We start from the raw sequence: 16,888 nt of genomic DNA, 5'->3' as shown, positions 1-16,888 counted from the left end.
ACAAACTACAAGGCCCACCGCCCGGAGGGGCAGTGGGCCTGGCGGGTGTCGCGCGTCAGCCCTCGAAGCCGAGCCGGCGCATCGAGCGGGCACGCTGGCGGCGGGACCGGTCGCGGCGCAGGCGCTTGATGAGCAGCGGCTTGTAGGCGAGCGCGGCCTCGTCGTCGATGAGCTGGTTGAGCAGCTGGTAGTAGCGCGTCGAGCTCAGGTCGAAGAGGTCCTTGATGCCCTGCTCCTTGGAGCCGGCATAGGTCCAGTGACGGTTCTCGAAGTCGAGGATCTCCTGGTCCCGCTCGGACAGGCCGGCGGGGGGTTCCACCTGCTGCACGTGCCTGGCAGCGCCCATGGGTGATGTCCTCTCGTCACAACGCTTGATCTGGCCGGATCGAGAGCCAGTCTAGGGCACACGACTTACAGCCGTGTCATTTGCCCGCGCGCGTCCCCGGCTACTCCCTGCCGCCCCCTTCCCTCCCCTCCTTCTTCCCACCGAGCGCCGCGAATGGTTGGGCCGGCAACCACAAGCGACGCCCGGTGGCTCGGCGGGCGCGGGGCGACGGTTGGCGGGGGCGGGCATACCCTGGCGTGGTGACCCCCACCCCCCTGCGCGACCTGGTGCACCCGAGCTGGGCCGAGGCGCTCGCGCCCGTGGAGGAGACCGTGGCCGAGCTGGGCGAGTTCCTGCGCGGGGAGGTGGCGGCCGGCCGCGGTTATCTGCCCGGCGGTGACCACGTGCTGCGCGTCTTCACCCGGCCGCTCGACGACGTGCGCGTGCTCATCGTGGGGCAGGACCCCTACCCCACGCCCGGGCACGCCGTCGGCCTCAGCTTCTCCGTGGCGCCCGACGTCTCCCCCGTGCCGCGCAGCCTGCAGAACATCTACACCGAGCTCGTCGACGACCTGGGTATACCGCGCCCCACCACCGGCGACCTCTCCCCCTGGGCCGATGCGGGGGTCATGCTGCTCAACCGGGTGCTCACCGTGCGCCCGGGCACGCCGGCCAGCCACCGCGGCAAGGGCTGGGAGAAGGTCACCGACCTGGCGATCGACGCACTGGTGCGCCGCGGGGGACCGCTCGTCGCGATCCTGTGGGGCCGAGACGCGCGCGATCTCGCCTCCCGGCTCGGCGACGTGCCCCGGGTCGAGAGCGCACACCCCTCGCCCCTGTCGGCGCGGGGCGGCTTCTTCGGGAGCCGGCCGTTCAGCCGGGCCGACGAGCTGCTGCGCCAGCAGGGCGGCGAGGCGATCGACTGGAGGCTGCCGTGAGCGACCGCAACACGACCGAGCACCCGCTGCGCCTCGTCCACGGCGACGTCGGCCCGACGGTCCACGGGCAGGCCGGCAGCATCCGGCCCGAGCCGCGCGCCTGGGGCCGCTACGTGGCGATCGGCGACTCCTTCACCGAGGGGATGAGCGACCCCGACCCGGCCACGCCCGGCGCCTACGTCGGCTGGGCCGACCGGCTCGCGGCCTTGCTCTCGCCGCACGTCGACGACTTCTCCTACGCCAACCTCGCGGTGCGCGGCCGCAAGCTCGCCGACGTCGCCGGCCCGCAGCTCGACGCCGCCCTCGCCCTGCAGCCCGACCTGCTGAGCATCGTCGGCGGCGGCAACGACATCCTGCGCCCCAAGGCCGACATCGACGACCTCGCCGCGCAGCTCGACGCGGCCGTCGCCCGGGCGCGCGCGACCGGCGCGGACGTGCTCATGGCGACCCCCACCGACCCGTCCGGCGCCCCGATCATCGGCCGCACCCGGGGGCGGGCAGCGGCATACATCGCGCACATCTGGTCCATCGCGCAGCGGCACGGGTGCTTCGTGCTCAACCAGTGGGCGTGCGACTTCCTCAAGGACTGGCGGATGTGGGCGCAGGACCGGATCCACATGACGCCCGAGGGTCACCGCCGGATCGCGCTGACCGCCTACGTCGCGCTCGGGCACACCGCCGACGAGGCCGACTGGCGGGCGCACTGCCACCGCAGGCGCCGGCCGGGACCGTCGAGACGCTCCGCGGGCATGCGCGGTGGGCGCGGGAGTATGCCGGGCCCTGGGTGCAGCGGCGCCTCACCGGTCGCTCCTCCGGGGACCACGTGCTGGCCAAGCGGCCAGAGCTCCGACCCCTCGGGGAGTGAGCTGGCCCGCGAGGAGTGAGCAAGGACCACAGAGCCTTGTGCCGGCGCAGATGCACGTCTAGATTGCCCTGCATGACGCAGATGCGTGTCTCGGAGGCGGCCGAGCTGCTCGGGGTGTCCCCCGACACGGTCCGGCGGGCCATCGAGGCAGGACGGTTGCCCAGCACCAAGGATGCCGGCGGGCGGGCCGTCGTCGAGGGAGCCGACGTCGCCGCCCTCGCGCAGCAGCAGGCGCACCCGGCCGAGGTGGGCGCGGTCGGCCTCTCCTCGCCCCGCAACCAGTTGCGCGGAGTGGTGACGCGGATCGTCAGCGACCCCGTCATGTCGCAGGTCGACATCCAGGCCGGACCGTTCCGGCTGGTCTCGCTGCTCTCGACCGAGGCGGTGCGCGAGATGGGCCTGGAGGTCGGCTCGGTCGCCATCGCCAGCGTCAAGGCGACCAACGTCAGCGTGGGGCTGCCGGCGTGAACGGCGCGGGCACCCGACGACGACGCCACCCCCGGCGCGCCGGTATACCTCGGGTCGCGGACCGCCGAGCCTCCTCCCCCCTGCGCACGCTGGCACCCGCAGTCACCCTGGCCGCCCTCCCGCTCGGCGCCTGCGCAGCGGGCCAGGACAGCGCGGGCCAACCGGCCGAGGCACTGACGCTGACCGTGCTCGCGGCGGCCTCGCTGACCGACGTGCTGGAGCCGATCGCCGACGGCTTCGAGGGCGATCATCCGGGCGTCGACGTGGAGCTGAGCTTCGCCGCGAGCTCCACCGTGGTCCAGCAGGTCAACGAGGGCGCCGGGGCCGATGTCGTCGCCCTGGCCGGGGAGTCCTCGCTCGAGCCGCTGGCCGACGAGCACCGTCACGGGGACGTCACGATCTTCGCCACCAACCAGCTCGAGATCGCCGTGCCGGTGGACAACCCCGGCGCCGTGGAGAGCCTCGACGACCTCGCCCAGGACGGGCTCACCGTGGTGGCCTGCGCCGAGCAGGTGCCGTGCGGGCAGGCGGCCGCCACCCTGCTCGAGAGGCAGGACATCACCGTGCAGATCGCCTCCTACGAGCCGGACGTGCGGGCCACGCTCACCAAGGTCGAGCTCGGCGAGGCCGACGCCGGGCTGGTCTACCGCACCGACGTCGCCGCCGCGGCAGACCGGGTGCGAGGCGTCGCGATCCCCGAGGAGCGCAACGTCGTCAACCACTACCCCGCCGTGGCCGTCTCGGAGCAGGAGCTGGCCCGGTCCTTCGTCGACCACCTCCTCTCGGACACCTCCCAACGGACCCTCACCGACGCGGGCTTCGGCGCGGCCCCGTCCGACCCGTGACACCGGGGACGACCCGACATCCGCGCACGGTGGTCGCGGACCGCCCGGCCGGGCGTGGGTCGGGCTGGTCGCTGCGCATACCCGCCGGCATCGGGCTCGCCTTCATCCTGCTGCCGCTGGTCGCGCTGCTCCTGCGCACCGACTGGGCGGGCCTGACCACCCACCTCTCGGCGCCGGTCGTCGGTCAGTCGCTGCGCCTGTCCGCCGTGACGACGAGCGTCACGATCGTGCTGGTGTGGCTGCTGGGCACACCGCTCGCCTGGCTGCTGGCCCGCTCCGACAGCCGCCTCACCGCCTGGGCCCGCGCGCTGGTCACCGTGCCCCTGGTGCTGCCGCCGGTCGTCGGTGGCGTGGCGCTGCTGCTCGCCTGGGGACGGCGCGGGGTGCTGGGCGGCCCGCTCGAGTCGTGGTTCGGGATCAGCGTGCCGTTCACGACCGTCGCCGTGGTCATGGCCGAGCTCTTCGTCGCCCTCCCGTTCTACGTCGTCTCCGTCGAGGGCGCGATGCGCGGCCTGGACCGCCGCTACGACCAGGTCGCGGCGACGCTCGGCGCCGGTCCGGTGCGCACCTTCCTCACCGTCGCCGTCCCCATGGTGCTGCCCGGCATCGCCGCCGGCTCAGCGCTGGCGTGGGCACGTGCGCTCGGCGAGTTCGGCGCGACGATCACCTTCGCGGGCAGCTTCCCGGGGCGCACGCAGACGGCACCGCTCGGGGTGTATGCCGCGCTCGAGCAGGACCCGCAGGCCGCCATCGCGCTCTCGGTGGTGATGCTGACGGTCAGCGTCCTGGTGCTGGGCGCGCTGCGCAGCCGGTGGTTGCGGTGAGCGCCGACGCCGGGGTGCGCACCGGCATACCCGCGCTGGTGCTCGACGCCCGGGTGGTGGTGGACCGGGGCGACTTCGTGCTCGACGCGGAGCTGCGCGCGCCGCACGGCGTGACCGCGCTGCTCGGGCCCAACGGGTCGGGCAAGACCACCGCGCTCCTCGGGCTCGCGGGGCTGGTCGGTCTGACCGACGGGCACGTGCGCCTCGGGTCGCAGGAGTGGGCCGGCACCGGTCGCGGCCGGGCGCCGGAGCGGCGCAGCGTCGGGCTCGTGCTCGCCGAGCCGATGCTGTTCCCGCACCTGACGCTGCTGGACAACGTGGCCTTCGGTCCCCGCTCACGAGGTATGCCGCGGGCCCGGGCCCGCGAGCGTGCCCGGGAGGAGCTGGACCGGGTCGGCCTGGCGGACCTGGCGGGCCGAGGTCCGGGCCAGGTGTCCGGCGGGCAGGCCCAGCGCGCGGCCCTGGCTCGCGCGCTCGCGACCGATCCCGAGCTGCTGCTGCTCGACGAGCCGCTGTCGGCGCTCGATCCCGAGACCCGGTCGCGGACCCGCGCCGACCTGGCCCACCGGCTGCGCGACTACCCCGGGGTGACGGTGCTGACGACGCACGACCCGCTCGACGCGCTGACCCTCGCGGACCAGCTCGTCTTCCTCGAGGCCGGGCGGGTCACCCAGACCGGGACACCGGGCGAGGTGGTCGCCCGGCCGCGGACGGCATACGTCGCCTCGCTCGTCGGTCTCAACCTGCTCTCCGGGACGCTGGTGCGCGAATGGCGTGACGCGTCCGTCGCCCGGACGATGGAGGTGTCGTACCGGGCCGGCACAGGTACAGCCACCGACACGGGTGACGGTGGCTGGGCGGTCGCGCTCGCCGGGCATCAGGGCGGAGCGGCGCGGCTCGTCCTGGCCGAGCCGCCGGACGGCGCCGGCGAGGGCGACCGGGTCTGGGCGACGGTCAACCCGGAGGCCGTGGCGCTCTTCACCGACCGCCCGACGACCTCGGCCCGCAACCTGTGGCGGCTCACGGTCGAGGCGGTCACCGTCACCGGCCAACGGGCGCGCATCCACCTCGCCGGTGAGGTGCCGCTCGTGGCCGAGGTGACGATCGGCGCCGTCGCCGCGCTGGGCATCACCACCGGGCGGGAGCTGTGGGCCGGCGTGAAGGCGACCGAGGTCCACACCTACCCCGCCTGAGCCCGCCTGCCCCCGACCCGACACCGACCGCGCGGTCGATCGGTTAGGTGGTGACGCGACGTCCAGGGCTAGCGTGCCGGGTATGCCGCCCGCCGCCCGCGCGACACCCGTCTCCGGCCCCGCGCCCGTCTCCCGCGTCCTGCCCACCGAGGAGGCCGCCGACCTGCTCGCGCTGGTCCGCGAGATCACCGACGAGGAGCTGCTGCCCCATGTCGACGAGGCCGAGGCGGCCGCCCGCTTCCCGCGGGAGGTCTTCGCGATGCTGGGCCAGGCCGGGCTGCTCTCCCTCCCCTACGCCGAGGAGTTCGGCGGCGGCGCCCAGCCCTACGAGGTCTACCTCCAGGCGGTCGAGGAGATCGCGCGCGGCTGGATGTCGATCGCGGTCGGCGTCTCGGTGCACTCGCTCACCGCCTTCCCCATGGCCACCTTCGGCACGGCCGAGCAGCAGGAGCAGTGGCTGCACGGCATGCTCTCCGGCGGCCAGCTCGGCGCGTACTGCCTGTCCGAGCCGCAGGCCGGCTCCGACGTGGCCTCGATCCGGACCCGCGCCGTGCGCGACGGCGACCACTACGTCCTCACCGGCACCAAGTCGTGGATCAGCCACGCCGGTCACGCCGACTATTACACGGTCTTCGCGCGGACCTCCGACGACGGCAGCCGCGGCCTGTCCTGCTTCCACGTCCCCGCCGATGCCGAGGGTCTGACCTTCGCCGAGCCCGAGCGCAAGATGGGCCTGCACTGCGACACCGTGCGTGAGGTCCTCTTGGACGGCGTGCGCGTCCCCGCTTCGCACCGCATCGGTGAGGAGGGTCAGGGTATGCCGATCGCGCTCGCCGCCCTCGACGCCGGCCGCCTCGGGATCGCCGCCGCGGCCACCGGCCTGGCGCAGCGGGCGCTCGAGGTCGCGACCGACTACGCCCAGGAGCGCGAGCAGTTCGGCCGGCCCGTCGCGAGCAACCAGGGCCTCGCCTTCCTCCTCGCCGACATGGCCGCAGCCGTGGGGTCGGCGCGGGCGAGCTATCTGCACGCCGCCCGGCTCAAGGACGCCGAGCAGCCGCACAGCCAGGAGTGCTCGATCGCGAAGCTCGTCGCCACCGATGCGGCGATGAAGGTCACGACCGACGCGGTGCAGGTGCTGGGCGGCTACGGCTACACCACCGACTTCCCGGTCGAACGGCTCATGCGCGAGGCCAAGGTGACCCAGATCTTCGAGGGCACCAACCAGATCCAACGAGTCGTCATCTCCCGCCACCTGCTGACCGACAGCCGCTGAGCGGCTCCCGCCCGACCGGAACCTCCGCCACACTGGACGCACCGCGCCCCCGAAAGGACCGAGCATGCAGATCACCGACAGCACCGTCGCCCTCGTCACCGGAGCCGCCAGCGGGCTCGGCGAGCAGAGCGCCCGCCGGCTCCTCGACGCCGGGGCGCGCGTCCTGCTCGTCGACCTGCCCGGTGGTCGCGGGGAGGCGCTGGCCGGTGAGCTCTCCGGGGAGCACGGCGAGGGGCGCGTCGCCTTCGCGCCCGCCGACGTGCGCGACGCCGACCAGGTGGCCGCTGCCGTCCGGGCCGCGACCGACCTCGGCGAGCTGCGGATCGTCGTCAACTGCGCCGGCGTCGCCACGCCGGGCCGCATCCTGTCGCGCCGCGGCGTCCATGACCTCGACGCCTACCGCACCGTCGTCGAGATCAACCTCGTCGGCACCTTCAACGTGCTGCGCCTCGCGGCGGAGGCGATGGTCGCCAACGAGCCCGACCTGACCGAGCACGGCGATCGCGGCGTCATCGTCATGACCGCCAGCGTGGCGGCCTTCGACGGCCAGATCGGGCAGGCGGCCTACGCCAGCTCCAAGGCCGGCGTCGCCGGGCTCACCCTGCCCGCCGCCCGCGACCTCGCGGACAAGGGCATCCGGGTCATGACCATCGCCCCCGGCGTCTTCGAGACGCCGATGATGGCTGGCCTCGGCGACGACGTGAAGGACTCGCTCGAGGCGATGGTCCCGCACCCCTCCCGGCTCGGGAAGCCCGAGGAGTATGCCGCCCTCGTCGCCCACATCGTGGACAACCCGATGCTCAACGGCGAGGTCGTCCGCCTCGACGGCGCCCTGCGCATGCCCCCGCGCTGAGGTGGCAGCCCGACCCGGGCATACCCGTCAGCTGTTCTTGCGCCCCTCCCTCCACGTCTTCCACGCCTCGGTCGACCACAGCGCCCAGGCGACGAGCACCGGCTGGAAGAACAGCCGGGTGAGCCGCGCCTGGTCGGTGTCGAGGCCGAAGCCGTCCTTGCCCTCGACGTACTGCGCGATGTTGCCTGGGAAGATCGCGACGAAGAAGGCCCCGGTGGCCCACCCGACCGGCACCTTCCACCGCGGCAGCGCCACGAGCGCCGCCCCGAGCCCGACCTCGGCCACGCCAGAGAGCACCACGACGAGGTCGGGGTCGACGGGCACCCACGAGGGCACCTGCGCCTGGAACTCCTCGCGTGCCACCGTGAGGTGCGAGACCCCGGTGAAGATCAGCGTGCCGCCCAGGGCGAGCCGGCCGACGGTCCGCGCGATGCTCCCGATGCTCATGCAGTGAGCGTATGCGGACCCACCGACAGGCGCGCCACAGACCCCACCGCCTGACTGCGGATGTCCGGCCATGGCAGGAGATCCACGGTCACCCAGCCGGCCCGCAGCGCCACCGACCGTGAAAGTCCGCCCATGGCAGGAGAACCACGGTCACCGGCCCGGCCGCAGCGCCACCGACCGTGGAAGTCCGCCCATGGCAGCAGAACCACGGTCACCCGGCCCGGCCCGCAGCGCCACCGACCGTGAGAGTCCGCCCATGGCCAGAGATCCACGGTCACTCGGCGCCCACGTGCCAGCGCCGCAGCCGGTCCAGCTCTCCCGGCGGCACGGCGAGCAGCGTGATGAGCCGTCCGTCCCGGTGCACCGCCTGGACCCGCCAGGCCCGCTCCCCCGGCTGGTCGGTGCGCAGGTCGAGGATGTCCGCCCGGGTCAGCCGCTCCACCTCACGCCCCGCGGTCACGACCAGCGCGTCCTGCTCCAGCCGGGTGCCACTGCGCTCGCGCCGGCTCGCCCAGACGAGGAAGACGCCATACCCGAGCCACAGCAGCGCCAGCACGACCTCGACCACCCGCCAGGGCCACGCGAGGGCGAGCGCGGCGACCGCACTGAGCACCACCGCCACCCCGATGGCGGCGCGCATCGTGGGCAGCCAGCGCGGCTGCATGAGCCACTCCCGCGCCGGGTCGGGGGCACTCACGCGCCTGCAGAGGTATGCCGCCCGCTCACTCCGCGCGCTCGACCTCGCTGCGCAGCTTGAGCACCGTGGTGCCGTCGTCCTGCTCGATGACGTAGGCGGGGTCGTCCTCGCTGCCGTTACGGGTCACCGTGTTGCCCTTGGTGGTCCGGCTGACCTTGTCGTGGTGCACCTCGGTGACGGTGCCCTCGGCGTGCGAGTCGCCCCACTCCCAGCGCACCGTCGTGCCTGTCCTGATCGCCATGACCACTCCTCTCGTCGGGGCTCCCAGTGTGCCCCGGCGGTCGCCTCAGCGCCCCTTGAGCGCGCGCCGCACCTGGCGCACGTCGGCGGCCGGCACGCCGGGCAGCTCGACCGCTCCCCCGGCCGCGAGCGTCGCCACGGCCCCACCCCGGCGTGGGTCCTCCTCGACGCCCTTGATCGCGGCGGCGGGCACCTCGGTGGCGCGCACCCCGTTGTGCACGACGAGCCCGTCGGTCGAGGCGGTCGTGCTGCCGCCGGAGCGCAGGTAGGCGACGACCACCACGACCAGCACCGCCAATCGCAGCACCAGCCCGAGCACGTCGTCACCGACGGAGACCTCGCCACCGACGTAGCGCGCGATTGTGAACCCGATGACCAGCACGAAGGCGAGCAGCAGCGCCCAGGACAGCGCCTTGGGCCGGTGCCGGGTCCACGTCATCGGGCCGCCCCCTCCGCCCCCAGGTGCCGCGCCAGGAAGGCCACCGACTCGTCCAGGATCGGCCCGATCGGCCGCCCCACGAAGCAGTGGTCCGCACCCTCGACGACCGACAGCTCCGCCTCGACCCCGGCATCGCGGAGCGCCCCGTGGATCTGGTGGGCGTCGGCGAGCGGCACGACCTGGTCGTCGGTCCCGTGCACGACGAGCGTCGGCGGCGCAGCAGCGCTGACCTGCGACACCGGCAGCAGCGCGTCGACGATCACCGGGTCGGCGCCCTGCCCGTCCCACCCGGCGAGGAAGTCGCGGAACTGCTCGTTCGGGGCATACCAGGAGACGAGCGCCTCGGGCGTCGGCTGCGGTCCGCCGACCCCGACCGATCCGACGAGGTCCACCCCGTCCACCACCTCATCAGCGGCAACGCGGGGCGGCACGAAGGACGCCAGGCACGCGAGGTGACCGCCCGCCGACTCGCCCCACAACCCCAGGCGCGAGGCGTCGACGCCGAGGGTGTCGGCATACCGCACGAGGTAGCGCACCGCCGCGTGCACGTCGTGGACGCACGCGGGGAAGACCGCCTCGCGCAGGTGCCGGTAGTCGATGGTCGCGACCGCCATCCCCGAGGCGACGACCTTCTCGAAGAGCGACTGCTCCGGCCACCACAGCGGGAGGTAGCGCCGGTCGCCCTCGTTCCACCCGCCGCCGTGGATCCAGACCACCAGCGGCGGCCGCTCGACGCCCTCGGGGACGTGCAGGTCGAGCGTGAGGTAGCGGTAGCCGTAGAGGATCGCGTAGGTCAGCCCGGTCCAGCTGCGCGCGCCGGCGACGTGCTGGCCGGTGAGTGGCGGCAGGTGCGTCGGGGGCGCGGGGTCGCCCTCGCCCTCCTCCGGGCGCAGGTCGCGGATGTCCATGACGACAGGGTATGCGCGGGCTCGCCCGCCCTCAGCCGAGCACCTGGCCGGCGGCCTGCTTGGCGGCGTAGACGTCGCTGACGACCCGCCCGTCGAGCCAGTCGGTGAGGCGACCCGCCTCGGCGGCGAGCGCGCCGGTGGCGGGGCCGAAGGCGCGCAGGTAGCGCTGCACCAGGTGCGCGTAGCCCTCCTCCGCGCGCAGGTCGGGCTCGACGTCGCCGAGCCAGCGCCCGGGCGTGGTCCCTCGACACGGGCGGCGAGCGCCAGGTCGTGGAGGCGTCGGTGGCGTGCAGCGCGGCGATTCCGCGCGCAGGCTAGGGCGTCGGCATACCGGTGCTGCGGGTGGAGCCCGTGGCGGACGGCGATCCGGCGCCGCCGCTCCTCGTCCCCGAGGTGGGTCACCGACTCACCAGCAGAGGCAGAACGGGTGGCCCGCGGGGTCGGCATACACCTGGAAGCCGTGCTCGGCGTCGGGCTGGTCGGCCGCCTGGAGCAGCGTCGCTCCAGCGGCCATGGCCTCGTCGTGCGCGGGGCCGAGCGCAGGGACAACGAGGTCGAGGTGGACCTGCTGCGGCAGGCCGTCGGGCCACTGCGGCGGCTGGTGGTCCGGGGCGAGCTGGACGCAGACGGGTTCGTCGTCGCCGACGCGGACCGACCACCAGTCGTCCTCCTCGTGGTCGACGGTGCCGCCCAGCAGGGTGGCCCAGAACGTGGCCTCGGTCTCCGGTCCGCCGCGTCGAAGACGACGACCCGCATGGTGATGTCCATGGCGCCAGTCTGCGACCGCGAGTCGTGCATGTCGAGATCCAGGCACGGGGGTGGTGCGCCGGTGGACAGCGGGACATTGACGACCTCGGTGAACAGGTGTGCCCTGCCAGGTCAGGCCTGGCAGGGCACACTCGAGCGAGCCCCGAGGCGTCGCCTCGGTGCCCGACGTGGCGTCAGAGGACGGTCGTCGACTCCTCGAGCTTGAGGGCGACCCCGAGCGCGAAGAAGGTCGGCGCCCACTCCCCGACGAAGAGGCCCCACCGGTCGGCCTGGGCCTTGCTGTCGTCGGCCTTGCCGCGCGAGATGAAGTGGCTCACGAAGGACAGGCCGATCGAGGCGAAGCCGGCGACGTAGCAGTGGTCCGAGCGGACCCCGTAGGACGAGAGGGTGCTGAGCATGGTGCTTCTCCTTGGGTAGGGGTCGCGGGGTTGGGAGCCTCCATCGTCACCCGGGGTGTGGCGGGGCGCAGCGTGAGACGGCTGGCACTGGTCTGCCCGTGGAGCGCTCCGCCGGGTGAGACGCAACGGGCGGTCCTACCTTGGAGCGATGAGCTATCCGCTGACCAAGGCCATGGCGCTGGGCACCGCGGGGTATGCCGTCTTCGCCGCCCTCCGCCCACATCACCTCTCTCACGCGCTGGAAGAGAGTGGCGAAGCCGCCCGTGAGACGGACCGGCTCGCGTGGACGTATGCCGTGCGCGACCTGAGCACGTCGGCGCTGGCCTTCGTGCCCGGTATGGCGCCCGTCGCCGCCGTGCTGCGCATCAGTGGGGACGTGGGTGACGCGGCGATCCTGAGCTCCACCGGGCCGGAGTCGGCGCGCGGCAAGCTTGCGGGCGTGCCGCTGGCATGGGGTGCCCTGAATACAGCGGCGTTGCTGCTAGACCGTCGAGGTCGCTGACTCTCGTTGCACACCCGTCTCTGCCTAGGTGCTGGAGCGGCGCGGGGACATCGTCCATCAACCTGTTGACAAGACTCCCTACTGCAACGCGCTGACCTGCACAAACAGCCCAACAAGAGACGTCCGGACCGTTTCGTGCATCCTGGCTGGCGCCTCATGACTCGTCTTGGCCACCGCGCATGCCGCTCTCCTGCGGGAGAAGAGTCTCACGACACGGCGAGGCAACATGGCGCGGGCGACTTCTCCTTCAGCGGCTACGACTGGCTGCGCCGCACCTGGCCGGGTGCACCGCACTACAACGGCCAGTGGTCCGGCGACAACGTCGTGCTCAACGGCGACGGCACGGTGACGCTGCGGCTCTCCAACCCAGGTGGGTCACCGGTGGCGGCCGAGCTGCTGTCGACGCGCACCGGCTGGGGCTATGGCAGCTACTCGCTCGACTGCCGGGCCGACTTCGACGTGGTGTCGCAGTCGGTGGTGTGGGGCAACCTGTTCACCTACGACTCGACCCACCCATGGGACGCGAGTCACAACGAGATCGACGCCGGCGAGATCTCGGCCTGGGGCGTCCCGGGCATCGCCCCGCGGCTGACGGCCGGCTACTGGCTGCCGGGACCGACCAACGTGCTCAGCCACCACGAGTCCCCGCCCACGGGCCTGCGGGTCTTCCGGTCGACGATGACGTGGGGGCCGGGCTCGGTGTCCTTCGCGACGTATGCCGGTGCCACCGCCGCGACCACGCTCATCGCCTCCTCCCGCGTGGACAGCTCGGCCCTGCCGGTCCCCGCTGCCGAGCGCGTGCACGTGAACCTGTGGGTGACCTCGGCCAACGAGGACGACGAGACCGCGACCGCGCCCTTCGAGGTCACCGTCACCGGCTTCGGGTTCACCCCGGCCTGAGCGTCGGCCGGCCCGTCCGGGCGCGGTGGCGCTAGGTAGGTGCTCGACGGGCTGGGTCCGTGTGCGGTGGTGGCCCTTGAGGGGCCACGACCGCGCGCAGGCCAAGGACGACGACGCTCCGAGGTGGGCGAACCCTCCCCGGCCGGGCGAACCAGGGGCGGACCGGACCGGGTCACGACCGGTGCCGACCGTGGCTCAGCCTGCGGCCGAACTGTCCGCCCTGAACGCCTCACGCGTGAGCCGGCGGTGGGCGGCCACGACGTCGTCCAGCTGCCGGTAGGCCCGCTTCTCCAGACTCCTGAACTCCTCGGCGTCCAAGCCAGGCTGTCGGCATGGACGGTGAGCGAGCGCCACAACCCGGACTTGCCGCTGATGCCCGACTGGACCAGCTCGAGCTCCAGAAGGGGCGTCAGCGGTGAGCGACGCCGGAGGCGGCCGTTCGTCTTGAGCCGCCCGGCCAGCTCCCCGGTGCGGGCCAGCAGCAGCTTGGCGCCGCTGCGCTCCAGGCCCAACGACCTGATGACCGCCACGAGCCGGCTGCGGTCCTCGCTCACCTCCTGCAGCAGCTGGGCGACTTCCCCGGCGACCGGCAGGTCACCGTAGTTCTGGTGCATCATCGTGAGCCGCTGGACCATCCCCGTGGCACCCGTCAGGTGGTCCTCCAGGTAGATCTGCAGCAGCTCCCGCTCGGGCGGGTCCTCTGCCCGCTGTCCTGACGACATCATGGCCGCCCCTCCTGTCGCACTGGGCCCCGCGGGCTGAGCCCACGCGCACGGCCGGACCGACTCTCTCCCCGCTGTGTCCTCACCCCTCGACCCTAGGCAGCCGTCCGGGTCTGGCAACCCGAGCCGCCACCGTCAGGGGTGCATGCCGTGGCGTCCCGGAGGGTGCGGCATGCAGCGCGTGGGCCGAATGGACCGGATGCGACGAGGACGACGGGGACAGCGGGCGTGACGGCGACGGCGGAGAGCGGTCAGCGACCCGCTGCTGGGGTGGGCGACCGTCGGCGAGGACTACACCTACTACGTGCGACAGTTCCGCAACAGCAAGGGCACCATCCCCCTGGACGCGATCGACGCGCCGGCGCTGGCCGACTACGCCGGCATCGTCGGTCACCTGCTCGCCAAGGGGCACTCCCGCACCAGCGGGGCATCGATGATCGCGGGGTATGCCGGTGGCTCGGACAAGGTGGACGTCGCCCTGAGCATGTTCGCCCGGCTGTATGCCGACCAGACCGAGGCCGACCACGAGCAGCTGCTGGCCGCGGTCACCCGCGGCGAGCTCCCCGTCCAGGAGGGCGCGCTGGACGGCGCGAGCTCCGCCTTCCGCCCCTGAGGGGTCTCTCGCCTACGCTCGATGGATGAGTGTCGTGCCTCGGCAGACCGTGTCCCTCGACCGACAGTTCGCCCGTGAGCTGGGGGAGCTCGCCGTGCCGTGGCAGGCCGACGACACCCCGGACCCCCGGCTCCTGGTGCTCAACGAATTGTTGGCTGCCGAGCTGGACCTCGACCCGTCCTGGCTGCGCAGTCCTGAGGGTCTGCGCCTGCTGACGGGTCACCTCGTCCCCGACGGCGCCACCCCGGTGGCGCAGGCCTACGCCGGGCACCAGTTCGGCGGCTACTCCCCCCGCCTGGGCGACGGCCGCGCCCTCCTCCTCGGCGAGGTCGACGACACGGCGGGGCGGAAGGTCGACATCGCCCTCAAGGGCTCCGGTCGCACGCCCTTCGCCCGGGGCGGTGACGGACTGGCAGCGGTCGGTCCGATGCTGCGCGAGTACGTCATCAGCGAGGCGATGCACGCTCTGGGCATCCCGACCACACGGTCCCTGGCCGTGGTGGGCACCGGACGTCCGGTGCAGCGCGAGACGCTGCTGCCCGGAGCGGTGCTCACGCGGGTGGCCTCCAGCCACCTGCGCGTCGGCACCTTCCAGTACGCCCGCGCCACCGGCGACACCGATCTCCTGCGCCGCCTCGCCGACCACGCGATCCGCCGCCACCACCCCGACGCCGCCGCGGCTCAGAGCCCCTACCTCGCGCTCTTCGAGGCGGTCGTCGTCGGCCAGGCACAGCTCGTCGCCCGGTGGATGCTCGTCGGGTTCGTCCACGGGGTGATGAACACGGACAACATGACGATCTCCGGGGAGACCATCGACTACGGCCCCTGCGCCTTCATGGAGGCCGTCGACCCGGCGACGGTCTACAGCTCGATCGACACCGGCGGCCGGTATGCCTACGGCAACCAGCCCGGCGTCGCCCGGTGGAACCTCGCTCGCCTCGCCGAGGCGCTGCTCCCCCTCCTGCACACCGAGGAGGAGCAGGCGGTCGATCTGGCGATGGGCTCCCTCGGCACGTTCTCTGCGCAGTTCGCATCGGCCTGGTCGAGCGGCATGAGGGCCAAGCTGGGCCTGGCGGACTCGGTGAGCGTCGAGGTCGTCGAGCCCTTGGTCGCCGAGCTGCTGAGCCTGCTGCAGGACAACCATGTCGACCACACCTCCTTCTACCGCCGACTCGGCGACGCGGTCCGCGGCGACGCCGAGCCGGCCCGCAGCCTCTTCGTGGATCTGGCGGGTTTCGACGCCTGGGCCGAGCGGTGGCTCGCCCTCGATCCGCGCGCCGAGCAGATGGACCGGGTCAACCCCGTCTACATCCCCCGCAACCACCTGGTCGAGGAAGCTCTCGCAGCCGGCAGCGATGGTGACCTCGAGCCGATGGTCCGGCTCCTGCACGCCGTCACCGACCCCTACCGGGAGCGCCCCGGCCTCGAGCGGTATGCCGAGCCTGCGCCGTCCGACTTCGGTCGCTACCGGACGTACTGCGGCACCTGACTCACCGCATACCGAGCCCGCAGGACCAAGCAGTCGTCAACTCGAGGGCGCTGCGACGGACTCCCGCTCGACGAACGTGGTCGGCATCAGCTCGCTGTGGGGCGGCTCCTCGGAGCCGGCTATGCGAGCGATGAGAAGCTCGCCGGCGCGCTGACCGAGCGCCTGGGCGGGCTGGGAGACGACGGTGATCGCGGGGGTGACGACCCGCGTCCAGTCGGCGTCGTCGAACGCGACGAGCGAGATGTCGTCCGGCACCCGCAGCGAGGCCTCGCGGACGGCCCGCAGGACCCCGAGCGCGACGCGGTTGTCGGAGGCGAATAGCGCTGTGGGGGGTTCGGCCGTGGCCAGCAGGTCGCGGGTGGCGGCATAGGCTCGCTCCGGAGTGCCGGCAGCCGTCCTCAGGTAGCGCTCCGGTTGCGGGATGTCTGCATCGCGCATCCCGCGGAGGAAACCCTCGACTCGGTCGCGACCGGTCGACACGCCGGTCTGGTCGGACGCCACCGGGTCCGCGGCGCGCATGCCGCCGGTGACCAGCGCGATCCTCCGGTGCCCGGCCTGGAGGAGATGGGCCACCACGTCGGCGCTCGCCCTGTCGTTGTCCACCAGCACCGTGTCGAGCTCCACACCCTCGGCGCGCCGGTCGAGCAGAACGACCGGGCAGCCCGATCGCTGCGCGCGGACCAGGTGTTCCGCGCTGCCCGCGGTGGGGGCGACGATCAGCCCGTCGACCCGCTTGGCGAGCAGGACGTCCACCGCCGACCGCTCCCGCGCGGGGTCCTCGTCCGTGTTGGCGAGCAGCACCTCGTACCCCCCGGCCCGGGCCGCATCGCTCACACCGCGCACCGCCGCGGCGAAGAACGGGTTCTCGATGTCTGCCACCACCAGGCCGATGGTGTCGCTGCGGCCGGTGATGATCGCCCTGGCCAGGTCGTTGCGCTGGTAGCCCAGCTCTGCGGCCGCGGCCAGCACCCTCTCCCGGGCCTCCTGGCTGACCGACCCGTAGCCCCCCAGCGCACGGCCCGCCGTCGCCGTCGACACTCCGGCGGCCTGTGCCACCTGCGGTATGGAGACCTGGTCGCGTCGTGTGCGTCCCTTGCCCATGGCGGCCCTCCAAAAAATTGTCTACCGACCCCTTGACGATCCGCAGACCGTGGTGAGAACGTTATCACCTCGTCCACTTG

General features: G+C 73.0%; 21 protein-coding genes and 1 pseudogene. 12 read left to right on the top strand and 10 right to left on the bottom strand.

Going from position 1 to position 16,888, the window contains the following annotated elements; translation table 11 throughout:
• Positions 1 to 55: 55 nt before the first annotated feature.
• A complete protein-coding gene (locus BJF86_RS11515) occupies positions 56 to 346 on the bottom strand; it encodes a DUF3263 domain-containing protein (RefSeq protein ID WP_075819077.1) in 291 nt (96 codons plus the stop codon).
• Between the two features lie 239 nt (positions 347 to 585).
• On the opposite strand from BJF86_RS11515, the gene BJF86_RS11510 reads away from it, so the two are divergent.
• The 8 genes from BJF86_RS11510 to BJF86_RS11475 all read left to right on the top strand — a co-directional run bounded on the left by BJF86_RS11510 (position 586) and on the right by BJF86_RS11475 (position 7,584).
• Entirely contained in the window at positions 586 to 1,263 is a 678-nt protein-coding gene (locus BJF86_RS11510) for a uracil-DNA glycosylase (RefSeq protein ID WP_075819323.1), read from the top strand.
• On the top strand, positions 1,260 to 2,147 hold the full coding sequence (locus BJF86_RS11505; RefSeq protein WP_321166184.1) for an SGNH/GDSL hydrolase family protein: 888 nt from the start codon (positions 1,260 to 1,262) through the stop codon (positions 2,145 to 2,147). Before BJF86_RS11510 ends, BJF86_RS11505 begins: the two co-directional genes overlap by 4 nt.
• A gap of 53 nt (positions 2,148 to 2,200) precedes the next feature.
• On the top strand, positions 2,201 to 2,596 hold the full coding sequence (locus BJF86_RS11500; protein ID WP_022925145.1) for a TOBE domain-containing protein: 396 nt from the start codon (positions 2,201 to 2,203) through the stop codon (positions 2,594 to 2,596).
• Positions 2,593 to 3,441 (top strand): molybdate ABC transporter substrate-binding protein, encoded by an 849-nt coding sequence (gene modA / locus BJF86_RS11495; protein WP_202817347.1) that lies wholly within the window; start codon positions 2,593 to 2,595, stop codon positions 3,439 to 3,441. Before BJF86_RS11500 ends, modA begins: the two co-directional genes overlap by 4 nt.
• Before the next feature lie 29 nt (positions 3,442 to 3,470).
• Entirely contained in the window at positions 3,471 to 4,265 is a 795-nt protein-coding gene (locus BJF86_RS11490) for an ABC transporter permease (RefSeq protein ID WP_202817346.1), read from the top strand.
• On the top strand, positions 4,262 to 5,458 hold the full coding sequence (locus BJF86_RS11485; RefSeq protein WP_237768192.1) for an ATP-binding cassette domain-containing protein: 1,197 nt from the start codon (positions 4,262 to 4,264) through the stop codon (positions 5,456 to 5,458). Before BJF86_RS11490 ends, BJF86_RS11485 begins: the two co-directional genes overlap by 4 nt.
• An 82-nt stretch (positions 5,459 to 5,540) precedes the next feature.
• On the top strand, positions 5,541 to 6,731 hold the full coding sequence (locus BJF86_RS11480; protein ID WP_075819073.1) for an acyl-CoA dehydrogenase family protein: 1,191 nt from the start codon (positions 5,541 to 5,543) through the stop codon (positions 6,729 to 6,731).
• 64 nt (positions 6,732 to 6,795) lie between these two features.
• Positions 6,796 to 7,584 (top strand): SDR family NAD(P)-dependent oxidoreductase, encoded by a 789-nt coding sequence (locus BJF86_RS11475; protein WP_075819071.1) that lies wholly within the window; start codon positions 6,796 to 6,798, stop codon positions 7,582 to 7,584.
• A gap of 27 nt (positions 7,585 to 7,611) precedes the next feature.
• Here the strand turns inward: BJF86_RS11475 and BJF86_RS11470 are convergent, their stop codons facing one another.
• From BJF86_RS11470 to BJF86_RS11440, 8 genes are all read right to left on the bottom strand, one after another.
• Positions 7,612 to 8,031 (bottom strand): DoxX family membrane protein, encoded by a 420-nt coding sequence (locus tag BJF86_RS11470; RefSeq protein WP_022925139.1) that lies wholly within the window; start codon positions 8,029 to 8,031, stop codon positions 7,612 to 7,614.
• A 274-nt stretch (positions 8,032 to 8,305) separates the two neighbouring features.
• The gene (locus tag BJF86_RS11465; RefSeq protein WP_075819069.1) at positions 8,306 to 8,728 is read right to left on the bottom strand and encodes a hypothetical protein; all 423 of its coding nucleotides are present in this window, start codon (positions 8,726 to 8,728) and stop codon (positions 8,306 to 8,308) included.
• Between the two features lie 25 nt (positions 8,729 to 8,753).
• Complete coding sequence (locus BJF86_RS11460; RefSeq protein WP_075814743.1) at positions 8,754 to 8,969, bottom strand: DUF2945 domain-containing protein; 216 nt, start codon at positions 8,967 to 8,969, stop codon at positions 8,754 to 8,756.
• A gap of 45 nt (positions 8,970 to 9,014) precedes the next feature.
• Positions 9,015 to 9,407: a PH domain-containing protein gene (locus tag BJF86_RS11455; RefSeq protein WP_075819067.1), complete on the bottom strand. Its 393-nt coding sequence runs from the start codon at positions 9,405 to 9,407 to the stop codon at positions 9,015 to 9,017.
• The gene (locus BJF86_RS11450) at positions 9,404 to 10,315 is read right to left on the bottom strand and encodes an alpha/beta hydrolase (RefSeq protein ID WP_075819065.1); all 912 of its coding nucleotides are present in this window, start codon (positions 10,313 to 10,315) and stop codon (positions 9,404 to 9,406) included. The genes BJF86_RS11455 and BJF86_RS11450 overlap by 4 nt, the downstream gene beginning before the upstream one ends.
• A gap of 31 nt (positions 10,316 to 10,346) precedes the next feature.
• Positions 10,347 to 10,487: a hypothetical protein gene (locus tag BJF86_RS17975; protein ID WP_158068412.1), complete on the bottom strand. Its 141-nt coding sequence runs from the start codon at positions 10,485 to 10,487 to the stop codon at positions 10,347 to 10,349.
• Positions 10,488 to 10,721: 234 nt separating this feature from the next.
• Positions 10,722 to 11,129 (bottom strand): VOC family protein, encoded by a 408-nt coding sequence (locus BJF86_RS11445; protein ID WP_321166183.1) that lies wholly within the window; start codon positions 11,127 to 11,129, stop codon positions 10,722 to 10,724.
• A 127-nt stretch (positions 11,130 to 11,256) separates the two neighbouring features.
• Positions 11,257 to 11,481, bottom strand: a complete 225-nt coding sequence (locus BJF86_RS11440) for a hypothetical protein (RefSeq protein ID WP_075814566.1) — start codon at positions 11,479 to 11,481, stop codon at positions 11,257 to 11,259.
• A gap of 148 nt (positions 11,482 to 11,629) precedes the next feature.
• On the opposite strand from BJF86_RS11440, the gene BJF86_RS11435 reads away from it, so the two are divergent.
• The 4 genes and pseudogenes from BJF86_RS11435 (at position 11,630) to BJF86_RS11420 (ending at position 15,707) form a co-directional block, all read left to right on the top strand.
• Positions 11,630 to 11,983 carry a hypothetical protein gene (locus BJF86_RS11435; protein WP_075819063.1) on the top strand — a complete coding sequence of 118 codons (354 nt, stop codon included), beginning with the start codon at positions 11,630 to 11,632 and terminating at the stop codon, positions 11,981 to 11,983.
• Positions 11,984 to 12,139: 156 nt separating this feature from the next.
• Positions 12,140 to 12,883 (top strand): hypothetical protein, encoded by a 744-nt coding sequence (locus tag BJF86_RS11430; protein WP_143553822.1) that lies wholly within the window; start codon positions 12,140 to 12,142, stop codon positions 12,881 to 12,883.
• A gap of 969 nt (positions 12,884 to 13,852) precedes the next feature.
• Positions 13,853 to 14,218: pseudogene (locus BJF86_RS11425) on the top strand (DUF2252 family protein); the annotation flags it as partial.
• Positions 14,219 to 14,243: 25 nt separating this feature from the next.
• Entirely contained in the window at positions 14,244 to 15,707 is a 1,464-nt protein-coding gene (locus BJF86_RS11420; RefSeq protein WP_075819057.1) for a protein adenylyltransferase SelO, read from the top strand.
• A 36-nt stretch (positions 15,708 to 15,743) separates the two neighbouring features.
• On the opposite strand, the gene BJF86_RS11415 is transcribed toward BJF86_RS11420, so the two are convergent.
• A complete protein-coding gene (locus BJF86_RS11415) occupies positions 15,744 to 16,808 on the bottom strand; it encodes a LacI family DNA-binding transcriptional regulator (protein ID WP_075819055.1) in 1,065 nt (354 codons plus the stop codon).
• Positions 16,809 to 16,888: the final 80 nt, after the last annotated feature.

It is taken from the genome of Serinicoccus sp. CNJ-927, from assembly GCF_001942435.1.
GTDB classification, from domain to species: domain Bacteria; phylum Actinomycetota; class Actinomycetes; order Actinomycetales; family Dermatophilaceae; genus Ornithinicoccus; species Ornithinicoccus marinus.
Note: the sequence above shows the minus strand (reverse complement) of the source record. Positions and strands in the feature narration are given on the sequence as shown.

Coding starts and splice junctions, on each gene's coding strand:
- BJF86_RS11420 (WP_075819057.1), top strand. CDS start 14,244: ATGAGTGTCGTGCCTCGGCAGACCGTGTCCCTCGACCGACAGTTCGCC.
- BJF86_RS11460 (WP_075814743.1), bottom strand. CDS start 8,969: ATGGCGATCAGGACAGGCACGACGGTGCGCTGGGAGTGGGGCGACTCG.
- BJF86_RS11430 (WP_143553822.1), top strand. CDS start 12,140: ATGACTCGTCTTGGCCACCGCGCATGCCGCTCTCCTGCGGGAGAAGAG.
- BJF86_RS11440 (WP_075814566.1), bottom strand. CDS start 11,481: ATGCTCAGCACCCTCTCGTCCTACGGGGTCCGCTCGGACCACTGCTAC.
- BJF86_RS11480 (WP_075819073.1), top strand. CDS start 5,541: ATGCCGCCCGCCGCCCGCGCGACACCCGTCTCCGGCCCCGCGCCCGTC.
- BJF86_RS11415 (WP_075819055.1), bottom strand. CDS start 16,808: ATGGGCAAGGGACGCACACGACGCGACCAGGTCTCCATACCGCAGGTG.
- BJF86_RS11455 (WP_075819067.1), bottom strand. CDS start 9,407: ATGACGTGGACCCGGCACCGGCCCAAGGCGCTGTCCTGGGCGCTGCTG.
- BJF86_RS11470 (WP_022925139.1), bottom strand. CDS start 8,031: ATGAGCATCGGGAGCATCGCGCGGACCGTCGGCCGGCTCGCCCTGGGC.
- BJF86_RS11435 (WP_075819063.1), top strand. CDS start 11,630: ATGAGCTATCCGCTGACCAAGGCCATGGCGCTGGGCACCGCGGGGTAT.
- BJF86_RS11500 (WP_022925145.1), top strand. CDS start 2,201: ATGACGCAGATGCGTGTCTCGGAGGCGGCCGAGCTGCTCGGGGTGTCC.
- BJF86_RS11515 (WP_075819077.1), bottom strand. CDS start 346: ATGGGCGCTGCCAGGCACGTGCAGCAGGTGGAACCCCCCGCCGGCCTG.
- BJF86_RS11475 (WP_075819071.1), top strand. CDS start 6,796: ATGCAGATCACCGACAGCACCGTCGCCCTCGTCACCGGAGCCGCCAGC.
- BJF86_RS11450 (WP_075819065.1), bottom strand. CDS start 10,315: ATGGACATCCGCGACCTGCGCCCGGAGGAGGGCGAGGGCGACCCCGCG.